This window comes from Cobetia sp. L2A1 (genome assembly GCF_009796845.1).
In the GTDB taxonomy this organism is placed as follows: Bacteria; Pseudomonadota; Gammaproteobacteria; order Pseudomonadales; family Halomonadaceae; genus Cobetia.
In genome coordinates this window covers 4,045,413-4,058,046 of sequence record NZ_CP047025.1, presented here as the reverse complement: position 1 = coordinate 4,058,046, position 12,634 = coordinate 4,045,413, and the positions used below count along the sequence as shown (strand labels likewise).

Annotated in this window: 11 protein-coding genes; 7 read left to right on the top strand and 4 right to left on the bottom strand. The window is 59.4% G+C overall.

Annotated features, from left to right (window positions below):
- Positions 1-45: 45 nt before the first annotated feature.
- The 5 genes from GQR90_RS17240 to cysZ all read left to right on the top strand — a co-directional run bounded on the left by GQR90_RS17240 (position 46) and on the right by cysZ (position 6,720).
- Positions 46-2,202, top strand: coding sequence for an ABC transporter permease subunit (locus tag GQR90_RS17240; RefSeq protein WP_158775145.1), 2,157 nt, complete (start codon positions 46-48; stop codon positions 2,200-2,202).
- Positions 2,199-4,004: a phosphate ABC transporter permease PstA gene (pstA, locus tag GQR90_RS17235; RefSeq protein WP_158775144.1), complete on the top strand. Its 1,806-nt coding sequence runs from the start codon at positions 2,199-2,201 to the stop codon at positions 4,002-4,004. Before GQR90_RS17240 ends, pstA begins: the two co-directional genes overlap by 4 nt.
- Before the next feature lie 29 nt (positions 4,005-4,033).
- A complete protein-coding gene (gene pstB, locus GQR90_RS17230; protein ID WP_158775646.1) occupies positions 4,034-4,840 on the top strand; it encodes a phosphate ABC transporter ATP-binding protein PstB in 807 nt (268 codons plus the stop codon).
- Positions 4,841-5,036: 196 nt separating this feature from the next.
- Complete coding sequence (phoU, locus tag GQR90_RS17225; protein ID WP_158775143.1) at positions 5,037-5,762, top strand: phosphate signaling complex protein PhoU; 726 nt, start codon at positions 5,037-5,039, stop codon at positions 5,760-5,762.
- A 232-nt stretch (positions 5,763-5,994) separates the two neighbouring features.
- The gene (gene cysZ / locus GQR90_RS17220; RefSeq protein ID WP_158775142.1) at positions 5,995-6,720 is read left to right on the top strand and encodes a sulfate transporter CysZ; all 726 of its coding nucleotides are present in this window, start codon (positions 5,995-5,997) and stop codon (positions 6,718-6,720) included.
- 123 nt (positions 6,721-6,843) lie between these two features.
- Here the strand turns inward: cysZ and phoR are convergent, their stop codons facing one another.
- The 4 genes from phoR to GQR90_RS17200 all read right to left on the bottom strand — a co-directional run bounded on the left by phoR (position 6,844) and on the right by GQR90_RS17200 (position 10,706).
- The gene (phoR, locus tag GQR90_RS17215; RefSeq protein WP_158775141.1) at positions 6,844-8,139 is read right to left on the bottom strand and encodes a phosphate regulon sensor histidine kinase PhoR; all 1,296 of its coding nucleotides are present in this window, start codon (positions 8,137-8,139) and stop codon (positions 6,844-6,846) included.
- 7 nt (positions 8,140-8,146) lie between these two features.
- Positions 8,147-8,836 (bottom strand): phosphate regulon transcriptional regulator PhoB, encoded by a 690-nt coding sequence (gene phoB, locus GQR90_RS17210; protein ID WP_158775140.1) that lies wholly within the window; start codon positions 8,834-8,836, stop codon positions 8,147-8,149.
- A 231-nt stretch (positions 8,837-9,067) separates the two neighbouring features.
- Complete coding sequence (gene ubiA / locus GQR90_RS17205) at positions 9,068-9,958, bottom strand: 4-hydroxybenzoate octaprenyltransferase (protein WP_158775139.1); 891 nt, start codon at positions 9,956-9,958, stop codon at positions 9,068-9,070.
- 70 nt (positions 9,959-10,028) lie between these two features.
- Positions 10,029-10,706, bottom strand: coding sequence for a chorismate--pyruvate lyase family protein (locus GQR90_RS17200; protein ID WP_233266357.1), 678 nt, complete (start codon positions 10,704-10,706; stop codon positions 10,029-10,031).
- A 221-nt stretch (positions 10,707-10,927) separates the two neighbouring features.
- Here GQR90_RS17200 and GQR90_RS17195 point away from each other — a divergent pair, with 221 nt between their 5' ends.
- Positions 10,928-12,112: an NAD(P)/FAD-dependent oxidoreductase gene (locus tag GQR90_RS17195; RefSeq protein ID WP_158775138.1), complete on the top strand. Its 1,185-nt coding sequence runs from the start codon at positions 10,928-10,930 to the stop codon at positions 12,110-12,112.
- 244 nt (positions 12,113-12,356) lie between these two features.
- Positions 12,357-12,632, top strand: a complete 276-nt coding sequence (locus tag GQR90_RS17190) for an HU family DNA-binding protein (RefSeq protein WP_158775137.1) — start codon at positions 12,357-12,359, stop codon at positions 12,630-12,632.
- Positions 12,633-12,634 lie beyond the last annotated feature (2 nt).

Sequence of the window (12,634 nt, the reverse complement as noted above, 5' to 3'; positions counted from 1 at the left end):
CGGCTGAGCCTCTTTTGAGTGCAATTTCTCGCGTGGTACCTCTTCATGTCGGCAGTTGATGCCTCACGAATGCAGCGTCGCCGCTTGCGGCACGATCGTCTGGCCAGCCTATGGCTGACCGCGTCAGGCCTTGGCGTGATGGTGGTAGTGATCGTGATGCTGGGGTATCTGTTCAGTGTGTCGTGGCCGTTGCTAGTGCCGGCCAGTACTCAGCCGATGATGGCGCAAGAAACGTCGGTTGCCGCTGATAACGAGTCTCAGCGGTTGGATGATTTGCTCGCGTCATCTGCAACCCTGCCTTCGCCGCGTGATGCCTCTTCTGCGCTGATCGCGACCGACACCGACCAGCTGGCATTTGCAGGGGCCTGGCTGGCAGATGGCCGGCTACAACCCGTGCATGTTACTGAATCCGCTTCACTGCCCATCGCGATACCTTTGACACCGCTCACCGTGCCAGAGGGACTGGCGCATGCGTCTGCTCATTTGATGGTCAGTGGTGATCAGCTGTGGATGAGTGCGTCTGATTCCTTGGGTGCCCGTCTGTGGCTGGCACGCCTATCACTTAACACTCCCGAAGCTGTTTGGCAGCATCAATGGCTTGAGAGTCCCGGAGGGCAGGCAAGTATGGCAGGCCGACTGCTGATCACGGCCGGAGAGCATGATTTCCAGCAGTGGCAATTGACGGCCTCCGTCGATGAGACAGGTCCGCTGGCCCGTATGATCAGTCGCGGAACGCACCCGCATGCTCGCATTACGGCACTGCGTGTCTTGCGTGGTGGCAAAAGCCTGATCATTGGTGATGATGCAGGTGGCTTGACGCATTACGTGCAGCCCGGGCATGCCCAGCCGCTGGTCGCTATCGGTACCTTCAATAGTGAGCTTGAAGCGCCCATCGTGGCGCTTGCCGCCGCCCATCACAGCCTCGGATTCTCAGCACTGGATGCTACGGGGCGCTTAGGCCTTTATCAGGCGACTACCGAGCGTCAGCGCCTGGTGCAGGACTGGCTGTCGCCTCAGACAGTGGCCGAAGGTGTGACACTGACCTTCAGCCGCAATGATCGTCAGCTGTTGGCGACGGGTCTTGCCGATGACACGTCCAGCGACGCTCGGTCACTCTCTGCTGGTCAGCCCTCAGCGCAAGGGCTGGTCATCGATGATCCACACCCCGATGTCGGATTATCCACCCTGCTCGGCAAGGTTTGGTATGAAGGGCGGCCAGCGCCGGAGTGGATCTGGCAGATGGGCGATACCCGCAGCGAGCCACGGTTGTCACTGGTGCCCATTGTCTGGGGCACGCTCAAGGCCGCATTGGTCGGCTTGCTGTTTGCCGTTCCGCTGGGGTTGGGCTGTGCAATCCATGTGTCCTGTTTCATGGCACCGCGTCAGCGGTCTCGCATCAAGCCATTATTGGAAATGATGGAGGCACTACCGACCGTCGTGATCGGCTTCATTGCGGCACTGGTAGTCGCCCCCTTCGTCGAGCGCGAGCTGATGGCCGTGTTGTTGGGACTGGCATTGATTCCACTGGGTACCATGGTGGCTGGTTTTCTCTGGACGCTCGCACCGCGCAGCTGGCGGGTAGTGTTACCGGAAAACATGGCTGCCTTTGGTTTGCTCCCGCTACTTGTGCTGCTGCTATGGCTGGATATCACCATTGCCAGCCATATCGAGCAGTGGTGGTTTGAAGGGGATATCAAGCAGTGGCTGTTTAGCCATTACGGGATTGGCTATGCGCAGCGCAACACCCTGGTGACGGGCATGGCATTGGGATTGGCCGTGATGCCGACGTTGTTTACCTTGAGTGAAGATGCTCTGTCCTCTGTGCCTAGAGGACTGGCCGCAGGCTCTGCCGCATTGGGTGCGACGCCGTGGCAAACTCTGCGCCGCGTAATCTTGCCTGCCGCCGCCGTGGGTGTGTGTTCCGCACTGATGATTGGCATGGGACGTGCCGTCGGCGAAACCATGATCGTGTTGATGGTAGCCGGCAATACACCGCTGGTGGATGCCAGCCTGTTCGAGGGGCTTCGCTCACTGGCGGCCACGATTGCGATCGAGCTGCCGGAAGCCGACATTGGCAGTAGCCACTATCGTCTGCTGTTCCTCGCAGCGCTGGCACTGTTTCTTTTCACCTTCATCGTCAACACTTTCGCCGAAGTGCTGCGTCAGCGATTTGCGCCGCCTGCGCGAGGAGGTTGGGGATGAGTACCGTTCGGACGCCTCGGCCACTTTCATCTCCCTCTTTGCTACGCCCGCAGGAGCACCTACTTGCACGATTGTCCCGCTACTGGCGCGATGGCGGCCCTTGGGGATGGCTGAATGCAATGGCGGTCAGTGTCTCGCTGCTATTGATGATGGGGCTGGTCGGGTTGCTGCTGGCGGGCTCGTTGGGTCATTTCTGGCCCTCGCGCCTTGTCGAGATAGCGCTGGTGCCCCCGACGACTGACACGATCAATGCCTCTGTGCAGACGACAGAAGCTGGAGTGGGCGTTGGAACAACATCAATAGACGCAGCACCAGTAGACAAAGGGCAGCATCTGCTCGGTGAGTTGATGCGTGAGGAGGTCCGCCATGTGCAGATGGCCACTGGTGCCTCTCGGCCTCAGCAATGGTGGTTGTTACAGACGTCTTCCGAGCAGAGTGCCGCCGCCAGCTGGCGATGGTTGCCCAAGGACATGCTGAACACACTAATCTTTCCTGAGCAGGCGTTGGCGCTGGAATTGCGCGATGGCCGGGTGCTCTACGGCATGGCGGAATCGCTGAGTGATCCCACAACAGGTGAGCTTGTCACCACTGGTCCTGCTGATGAGACAGGCAGCGGCAAGCCACTGGTGGATGACGCCACGCCACTGTTTTCACGCCTGGCGCATCTCGAGGGGCAGCGGCGTAATCTGGCGGCTCTGCGCAGTGACAGCAAACAGCTGAGCGAGCAGCTTTCTGATCTCATGCAGCAGGGTACCGCCAGCCTCAATAGTGGAGAGGTATCGCCGGCACTTGCAGAGAAGATAGAGACTGCCCGTCAGGCGCTTATCCAGCGTGAACAACACCTCATGACGCTTCGCGATGCACTGACAGCTGGTCAGCTGAGCCTCGCAGGGCGCGGTGGATATGACGGTCAGGTAGCGCTGGATGATATCAAGCGTGTCTGGCAGCCTAACGCGCTGGGATTTGGCGGGCGCCTTTCCCTGACATTGAGCAGATTCGCGGATTTTGTCTCCGGTACGTCCAATGACGGTGGTGAAGGTGCCTGGCCGGCGATCTTCGGCACCGTGCTGATGGTGGTGTTGATGTCAGTCATCGTAATGCCTTTTGGTGTCATGGCAGCGCTCTACCTGCATGAGGTGGCGCACCAGGGACGCCTCACGCAACTGACGCGCATTGCACTGCGCAATCTGGCCGGTGTGCCGTCGATTGTTTACGGTGTCTTCGGGCTGGGTTTCTTTGTCTACGGGGTGGGTGCGGGGATTGATCGTCTGTTTTATGCCGACCAGCTACCCACGCCCACCTTCGGTACCGGCGGTATCCTGTGGGCTTCGCTGACGCTGGCGTTATTGACGTTGCCGGTGGTTATCGTGGCCACTGAAGAGGGGTTGGCACGTGTGCCACAGCGGCTACGTGAAGGGGCTCTGGCGCTCGGGGCGACGCGCCTTGAGACACTGCGCCGCGTGATAGTGCCTGCCGCTTCCCCTGCGCTGATGACGGGTCTGATTCTGGCAGTGGCTCGTGCCGCCGGTGAGGTGGCACCGTTGATGCTGGTCGGGGTGGTCAAGTTGGCGCCGGAATTGCCGGTCGATGACAGCTTCCCGTGGCTCCATCTCGACCGTAAATTCATGCACCTCGGGCATCAGGTCTATGATCTGGCGTTCCAGAGCAGCGATGCCTTCAGTAACCGCCCGCTGGTATATGCCACCGCATTGGTGCTGGTGGCCGTCATTCTGTGCCTCAATCTGAGTGCCATCCGCCTGCGTCACCTGCTGGCACAACGTTATAAGGGGGCCACCGAATGAGTCGTGATGACGAGACAGTGCGTACACGGATGACACCACCCCAGGATTCGACTCGCATTGCTACGAGTGATGTCTGCCTGGAAACGCGCGGTCTCTCGCTGGGGTATCGCTCGCGCGAGGGGCGTCAGCAGAGTGCGCTGGATGACATCAGTCTGTGTATTGCACGCAAGCGCGTTACAGCCTTCATCGGCCCGTCCGGGTGTGGCAAGTCGAGTCTGTTGCGGACTTTCAACCGCATGACGGATCTCGATGAGCAGTCGCATCTGACGGGAGAGATACGGCTGGAAGGTGAGGACATTCATGCGCGTGGCGTTGATGTCCCGATGCTGCGCCGTCGCGTCGGCATGGTCTTCCAGGCTCCCAACCCCTTCCCGATGTCGGTCTATGAGAATGTTGCCTTCGGACTGCGCTTGGTCGGTGTGCGTGACAAGCGCCACCTGGATGACAAGGTCGAGGCCTGCCTGCGTGCCGCCGCATTGTGGGATGAGGTGAAAGACCGTCTGTTCGACAGTGCACTAGGCCTCTCCGGCGGCCAACAGCAACGGCTGGTGATTGCTCGTGCGCTAGCGGTAGAGCCAGAGGTATTGCTGCTCGATGAGCCAGCGTCGGCGCTGGACCCAATCTCGACACTGAAGATTGAGGAGTTGATCCGCTCGCTGCGTTCACGCCTGACGCTGGTCATCGTCACCCATAACATGCAGCAGGCGGCACGGGTCTCTGATGCTACCGCCTTCCTGCATGAGGGTCGGCTGGTGGAGTACGCACCCACCGATCAGCTGTTTACCAATCCGCGCCGTCGCCAGACAGAAGACTACATCACGGGTCGCTTTGGTTAAGCCTGAGTGAGGATGCAGTTGAGCGTCCCGGCCCTCGTATCAGGCCGTTCTGATGGCAGTGCAACAAAACTGTCATCATGCATTGGCATGCTGGGTGGGAGACACCTGTGCTACGCCATGCTGCACGGCCCATACTTGTAATGTCACTCATGTCACATACCGCCTTCCTCGGCGGATGACTTCCCGGGAGAGGGTAATGGATATCACCAGCGATTCGCACGGCAAGCACATATCTCAGCAGTTCAATCACGAGCTGGATGCGCTGAAGACACACCTTCTGGCCATGGGCGGTCTGGTAGAAAAGCAATTGCAGGATGCCGTCACCGCGCTGTTGGAAGGTGATAGTGAGTTGGCGACTCGTGTGCGTGACAATGACAAGGCCGTCAACGACATGCAGCTCAAGATTGATGACGAGTGCACCCGCGTGCTGGCACGCCGTCAGCCAGCCGCCTCTGATCTGCGTCTGGTGCTGGCGGTCATTCGCGCCACGTCTGATCTCGAGCGCATCGGTGATGAATCAAGCAAGATTGCACGCAATGCCCTGTCGTTGGTCGAAAATGGCCAGAGCCCGCGCGGCATGGTCGAGGTGCGCCACCTCAGCCAACATGTCCGCAGCATGGTGCGTGATGCGCTTACGGCCTTCGCCCGCTTTGACACGGATCTGGCTCTCAAGGTATTGCGCGAAGATGTCTCGGTGGATCAGGAATATCAGAGTGCCATGCGCTCACTGATGACCTTCATGATGGAAGATGCGCGTCAGATCACGCCGGTGCTCAACGTGATGTGGATTCTGCGCGCGCTGGAACGTATCGGTGATCACGCTGACAACCTTGCTGAATACGTCATCTTCCTGGTCAAGGGCGTGGACGTGCGTCATACCGATACCCACGATCTTAAGCCGCAGGATTTCGACAAGCGTTGAGAACGGTGTAGTCGGTGCGGGCTGACACCTGAGAGATGTGCTGGCGCTCATCGTTACAACCTTGTCTCCCTCATGTCATCGAATCACAAGACGCCCCGCAGATGCTCTCACGAGTGCCTGCGGGGCGTTTGCATCTGCAGGCATTGCTGCTGCGCAGCGCGGTCGGGAATGCTAGGGTGTGGCTCCGGCCGCCACAGAGCAGCCGCTTCATTTTAGATGACGAGGACGTCGCATGATTGATGCCGTATCGGCGCTGGTCCGCGGGACCCGCATGGTCTACACCCCAGGGTTGCGTCGCTTCGTGTTCGTGCCGCTGGCGATCAACCTGGTGCTCTATAGCGTGACGCTGTGGGTACTGTTCAGCCAGTTTGGCGGTTGGATCGACTACTGGATGCTCAAGGTACCCAGCTGGCTGGAATGGCTGAGTTGGTTGATCTGGCCGGTACTGGTGTTGAGTCTGTTATTGGTGGTGTTCTTTACTTTCAGCCTGGTGACCAATCTGATCGCCGCGCCTTTTTACGGCATTCTTGCCGAGAAGGTCGAGCATCGCCTTGATGGCACCCTGATCGATGATGATCGTGGCCTGATGAAGATTGGCATTGACTCACTCAGTCGTGAGATGGCCAAGCTGGGCTATTTCATTCCACGCATGATCGCGTTGTTCATCATCGGCTTCATCCCGGGGCTGAATCTGCTCTCGCCGTTGTTATGGGGGCTGTTCTCAGCCTGGAGCATGGCGATTCAGTATCTCGACTATCCAATGGACAACCATCAGGTCAGCTTTGGTGACATGAAGCAGCGTCTCAAGGCGCGCTGGTGGCCGTCGCTGACCTTCGGGGGCGTGGTCTTTGTCGTGACGCTGGTACCGTTGGCCAATCTGCTATTGATCCCCGGTGCTGTCGCGGGTGCCGTGTTGATGTGGCAGAGCCACTATCGCCAGTTGCCTGCACCGGTGTGACAGCGGCTGACAGGTGAGGTGATAGAGGAATACGACAACGCCCCGTAATGGCCTCATCATGAGGACACTACGGGGCGTTGTCGTATGCGCATAACAGAAGAGGGGCTCGCGAGCTCCCATCCATCAGTTATCCCGCGTACAGCGCCGTGATGCCGGAAAATGACACCGGAAGCGGGACCCTTCGCCAGGGTGGCTATCAATGTCCAGATGGCCCTGGTGGCGAATCAGCACATGCTTGACGATAGCGAGTCCCAGACCGGTTCCACCGGTCGCCGTGCTGCGCCCCTTGTCGATACGGTAGAAGCGCTCGGTCAAGCGCGGCAGATGAACAGGATCAATGCCATCACCGTCATCTTCGACTTCCACTATCAAATCGTCATCGGTCGCGCGCCAGCGCAGTGTGATATGACAGCCTTCCGGGGTGTAGCGTACGGCATTGAAGACCAGATTCGAGATGGCACTGCGCAACTCCTGCTCCTCTCCGCAGAGTGAAAATGTGGTCTCTGCCTCCACGGAGAAGGTGTGACGTCCCTGAGAGAGTCCCGCTGCATCTTCACGGATTTGTTCCAGCAAAGCCGGCATGTTGAGGCAATGCCCCTCGCCAGTCAGCTCGTCAGTTTCCAGTCGCGAGAGGGTCAGCAAATCTTCCACCAGGTGCTGCATGCGGTCTGTCTGGCTCTGCATCTGCCCCAGACCACGCTGCCAGCGGGGCGGTAGATCACTGGCATAGTCGTTGTAGGTTTCCAGATAGCCCGCCAGCACCGTCAACGGCGTGCGCAGCTCATGAGAGACATTCGCCACGAAGTCGCGGCGCATTTCTTCCAGTTGATAGAGGCGCGTCACGTCACGTGCCATTACCAGACGTTCGTTATCGCCAAACAGCGTGATGGACACCTGCAAGATCATGTTATCTGACAGCGGTGACTGAAGCGTCAGCGGCTCGCGATAGTCGAGCCGATTGAAGTAGTCGATGAAGGCAGGATCACGCAGATAGTTGGTGACGTGCTGACCGCGATCATGACTGGCCTTGAGACCGATAAGCTGCTCGGCAGCGCTGTTCCACCACTCCATGTCACCGTGGTTATCCAGCATCACCAGGCCATCACGCATTGCCTCGGAAGATTCCTGAATACGGTTGAGGATACTGCGCAAGCGCTCCTGTGCCTTGCGCTGGCCCTTCTGGTAACGATACAGGCGATCGAGCAGATCTCCCCACACGCCATCACCCGGCGGAGGCTCTTCATGGGGATTGGTGATCAGCCAGGTGTAGAGACTCTTGAGATGGCGCAGGTGCACGAAAAGATACAGTGCCAACCCTAGCGTAAGCCCCCAGGCAAGGAAGCCGAGCAAACCACCAATCAACCCGAAGCCACCGACCAGATAGCCGAGTCGCCATAGCTCATTCGTCCAGTAGCGCATCTACGCCTCAGGCCTGGGCGCTGAAGCGGTAGCCGGTGCCGCGCACGGTCTGAATCAGGTGCTGATGGCTTTCGCCCAGCGCCTTGCGTAGACGGCGAATATGCACGTCCACGGTGCGTTCCTCGACATAGACATTACCGCCCCATACCTGATCCAGCAGCTGACTACGGGTGTAGGCACGCTCCTGATGGGTCATGAAGAACTGCAGCAGGCGGTACTCGGTCGGGCCGACTTCCAGAGAGCTGCCATGCGCGGTGACGCGATGGCTGGCAGGGTCGAGCATCAAGCCCTCGACTTCCACTGCCTCTTCGACTCCCTTGGGCGTCGTGCGACGCAGTACGGCCTTGAGTCGGGCTACCAATTCCCGGGGTGAGAAGGGCTTGGTGATGTAATCATCAGCTCCCGCTTCCAGCCCTTGAATCTTGTTGTCTTCCTCGCCCTTGGCGGTCAACAGGATGATGGGAATCTCGGCGGTGGTCTCATCACGCTTGAGACGCCGCGCCAGTTCCAGCCCACTGGTCCCTGGCATCATCCAGTCCAGCAGTAGCAGGTCAGGCTTGTCATCAACCACGATGGCGTGAGCGTCCTGGGCGTTATCGGCCTCCAGCACGCGGTAATCCGCCATTTCCAGTGCGACGGCGATCATCTCGCGTATCGAAGATTCGTCGTCGACAATCAGTACAGTCTTGGAGCTCATCGCTAGATCCCAGGCAGCAGTCGGCGCAGGCGCCAAAATGACAGGTCGATGACGATTACACCCCGCTTGTATGACAACGAGATGACAGTGGCAAGCATGGCAGCTTGCTGAGCTTGCGACCAGAGGGCTGAACTCCACGTTGGCGAGTATTTTTATCCTTTTCAAAATGAAATGCGCCACCTGCAAGGCAGGTGGCTCATCTGGTGCTGAGGCATTGAAGTTGCAGGCGACTCAGGTCGCTGGCCAGGTCGCCAATATGATACCCACGGAGATCAGCAGACCTGACCAGTGATTATTGAGAAAGGCCTGGAAGCATGGGCCTCGCTCACGATCGCGAATCAAGCGCTGCTGCCACAGGAAGGTAGCAGCGGCTGCCGTCAGCCCTAGCCAGTAGAAGATATTCAGCGCGAGATGCAGGCCAATACCGATCAGTACCGCCAGCATGCCCAGTTGCAGTAGGCCGATCATCAGCTTGTCGGCACGGCCAAACAGCACGGCGGTAGATTTGATCCCGACTTTGAGATCATCATTACGATCTACCATGGCGTACGCGGTGTCGTAGGCCACGGTCCACATCAGGTTGGCCGCAAATAACCACCAGCCATAGCTTGGTACCTCTTCCAGGGTGGCAGCGAACGCCATCGGAATCGCCCAGCCAAAGGCGGCGCCCAGCACGACTTGCGGCAGGTGGTGAAAGCGCTTCATGAAGGGATAGCTGGCGGCCAGTAGTACGGCCACGATAGACAGCAGTACGGTCGTCAGATTGGTGAAGCACACCAGTATGAAGGAGGCGGCTACCAGCACACCGAACAAGGTCAGCGCCTCACGCTCCGAGATGCGCCCCGAGGTCAGTGGTCGATCCTGGGTGCGTTCGACATGCTTGTCCCAGTGGCGATCGGCGTAGTCGTTGATCACGCAGCCCGCGGCGCGCATCAAATAGACCCCTGCCACGAAGATCAGCAGAGTATTGCGCTGTGGTAGGCCATCAGCTGCCAGCCATAGTGCCCAAAGGGTTGGCCACATCAGTAGCCAGGTGCCAATCGGACGATCGAGGCGTGTCAGTGCGAGATAGTCGGCCAGGCGGGATGGACGAGCGGCGGGCGAGGGGGATGACGCGGACATCAGGACTCCTGAACGGGCTGCGCAAAAAGGTAATCGAAGGGCTGACAAGGCACTGTCATCTGCTGTGGTATCAGAGACCGATGGCCGCTTGAAACGCCGGCGTGAAGCCTTCCTGCACCAGCACACGGAAGCGGCCGTGGGAAAACATTGAGCGCCGCATCCATACGCTGTCTACCATCGCCAATGACTGCTGACTCGAGAGGCACAGCGGCGCGCGGCTGATATCGATGGCACTGCGTTGCAGATCTGGTTGACGGAACAGCCAATGTCCCAGCGAGCGCTCGCCGAGCGTCGAGAGTCGATGACTGTGCGCCACGTCCAGCGCTGCCAGCGAGCGGGCAATCACCCAAGGTGTATCGCCGTGACACAGCGCCACCTCGCGCCGCCAGACATGCCGCCGCCCGCTGACGCCCAACAGGCGGGCTTCATCACAGCGGGCTGGGCCGGTGTCTTGCAGCAATAGGCGGACGCGCAGGCCGACACCGTCGCTTGCACGCATGGCAGTGTCCAGACGCTGAGTCAGTGAGCCGCGGGAAGATAACCATGGCCACCAACCTGCGGACATCACCCCCTTCAAGACCGCCGCCGGCTGCCAGTGACGACGCGGCGTAGAGGCCTCACACGCTATCGATGAGGGCGTTGCTAACTGGTCGCTTGCTGACTCGAGCAGGTTGAGAGGCGTACCGCCGTGCGTCGTCTGTGAGAGCGATGGCGTGGAAACGGCAAGTGAAGAAGAGTGACAGACCACGATGGATTCCCTATTCCCTGTCAGGTGACAAGAGGCGAGTCTAGCATGCTCAGGCAGTGGCGCCGCCTGGGTAACCCCGCCATAAATCGGCAGCGCACGCGCGACATATCAGCGATATCTCCGCATTTGGTGTGTGCGTGTCGCACCGCAAGCCGACGATGGTGGCAGACTGGTATGCTGTGACTCCCTTGCCTTCAGATCGACTTTCAGGAGACGGCGCCATGCGTGACCCCCGCACCCTTGTCATCATTGGTACCGGCATGGCCGGTATCGGTCTGGCCCGTGCTCTGCGTGCCCGTGACAAGGACAGCCGACTGATACTCGTCAGTCAGGACAGCGGCCATGACTATTCCAAGCCATTGTTGTCGACGGCCTTTGCCAAGGGCATGACGAGGAAGACACTCTCGCATCAGGCACCGGTTGCACTGGTGGATGAGTTGAACGCTGAGCTACGTACTCACCAGCGGGTTACTGCCATCGATACGGCTGCCCGCCAGCTATGGCTCGGTGAAGAATGTCTGCATTACGACGAGCTGGTACTGGCCGTCGGTGCCGCACCACGCCGACCCTTCCCGGTTGAGGCGGCTGCCGCGTCGCGCGTAATGAGCATCAATGATCTGGACGATTATGCTGCCTTCAGCGCCGCATTGACGACGGCTCGTGAGCAGGGCGAAGCAGGGCATGTGGTGATTGTCGGCGCGGGTCTGGTCGGCTGTGAATATGCCAATGATCTGACCGCCGCTGGACACTCCGTCACGCTGGTAGCCCCAGAAGAGACGCCGCTTGATGGCCTACTGCCTCAGGCGCTTGGACAACGTCTCGGCAAGGCCCTCGATGGCATCGGTCTCAAGCGTCTGCAGGGTGAGATGGTCGAGTCAATAACGGGCAACGACGACGCCACTGCGCCGGTCGCTATCCGCTTGCAGAGTGGACGGCAGTTGTCAGGGTCGCTGGTATTACTTGCCACTGGGCTCGCGCCGCGTATCCGGTTGGCGCAGGAAGCTGGCTTGAGCGCCGGGGGTGACGGTATCCGGGTTGATCGTCATCTGGCCACCTCGCAGCCGCATGTCTGGGCATTGGGTGACTGTGCGAGTGTCGAGGGTGTCAATGCCATGTATGTCCAGCCGCTACAGATGGCTGCGCGCACGCTGGCGGCCAACCTGTGTGGCGAGAGCAGTGTGCTCGACTGGAAAGCCTGGCCTGTGCTGGTCAAGACGCCTGCCTTGCCAGTGGTGGCGTATCCACCGCGCAGTGCGGTGGCACATTGGGAAATCAGTGGCGAGGGCGATAATCTTGAAGCGCTGGCGTTGGATAAAAACGAACGCTTGATCGGATATGCATTGACAGGCACCGCCGTTCGCCGGAAAGTCGTGCTAGCGCGGCAAGCGCCGCCATTGTTAGGCTAGGGTTTGTCATGGCCGTTGGTCGCAAGTCGCTTGCTGTCAGCTCGATCAGGCACGATAGTGAAGACTCCGCGAGAAAGAGTGCCGAGCGGACCCCGCATGACGAGTTGCTGCCGTAGGCCGTTGCCCGGTTCAAGACTCTTTGGGTGGCGAATTGCGTCACAGCCATGTGTCATCGCTAGCAAGAACAACAATGAAATCGGCGGCTTAGCCGCCCGTGCATAATGCCAAACCAGGAGGGCTTTTCATGCGCAAGCCAGAACTCGCTGCGGCCATCGCCGAGCGTGCAGATCTGTCCAAGGACAAGGCTAGTCAGGTGCTGAACGTGATTCTCGACGAGATCACTCACACCGTTGCCAAGGGCGATGATGTATCACTGATCGGTTTCGGTTCCTTCACTGTGCGTCAGCGTGCGGCCCGTACTGGCAAGAACCCCCAGACAGGCAAGCCGTTGACCATCCCCGCCAGCAAGACGGTGGCCTTCAAGCCAGGCAAGTCGCTGAAGGATGCAGTGACCAAATAACG

Coding starts and splice junctions, on each gene's coding strand:
- GQR90_RS17195 (WP_158775138.1), top strand. CDS start 10,928: ATGCGTGACCCCCGCACCCTTGTCATCATTGGTACCGGCATGGCCGGT.
- ubiA (WP_158775139.1), bottom strand. CDS start 9,958: ATGTCCGCGTCATCCCCCTCGCCCGCCGCTCGTCCATCCCGCCTGGCC.
- phoU (WP_158775143.1), top strand. CDS start 5,037: ATGGATATCACCAGCGATTCGCACGGCAAGCACATATCTCAGCAGTTC.
- pstB (WP_158775646.1), top strand. CDS start 4,034: ATGACACCACCCCAGGATTCGACTCGCATTGCTACGAGTGATGTCTGC.
- pstA (WP_158775144.1), top strand. CDS start 2,199: ATGAGTACCGTTCGGACGCCTCGGCCACTTTCATCTCCCTCTTTGCTA.
- GQR90_RS17240 (WP_158775145.1), top strand. CDS start 46: ATGTCGGCAGTTGATGCCTCACGAATGCAGCGTCGCCGCTTGCGGCAC.
- phoB (WP_158775140.1), bottom strand. CDS start 8,836: ATGAGCTCCAAGACTGTACTGATTGTCGACGACGAATCTTCGATACGC.
- GQR90_RS17190 (WP_158775137.1), top strand. CDS start 12,357: ATGCGCAAGCCAGAACTCGCTGCGGCCATCGCCGAGCGTGCAGATCTG.
- phoR (WP_158775141.1), bottom strand. CDS start 8,139: ATGCGCTACTGGACGAATGAGCTATGGCGACTCGGCTATCTGGTCGGT.
- cysZ (WP_158775142.1), top strand. CDS start 5,995: ATGATTGATGCCGTATCGGCGCTGGTCCGCGGGACCCGCATGGTCTAC.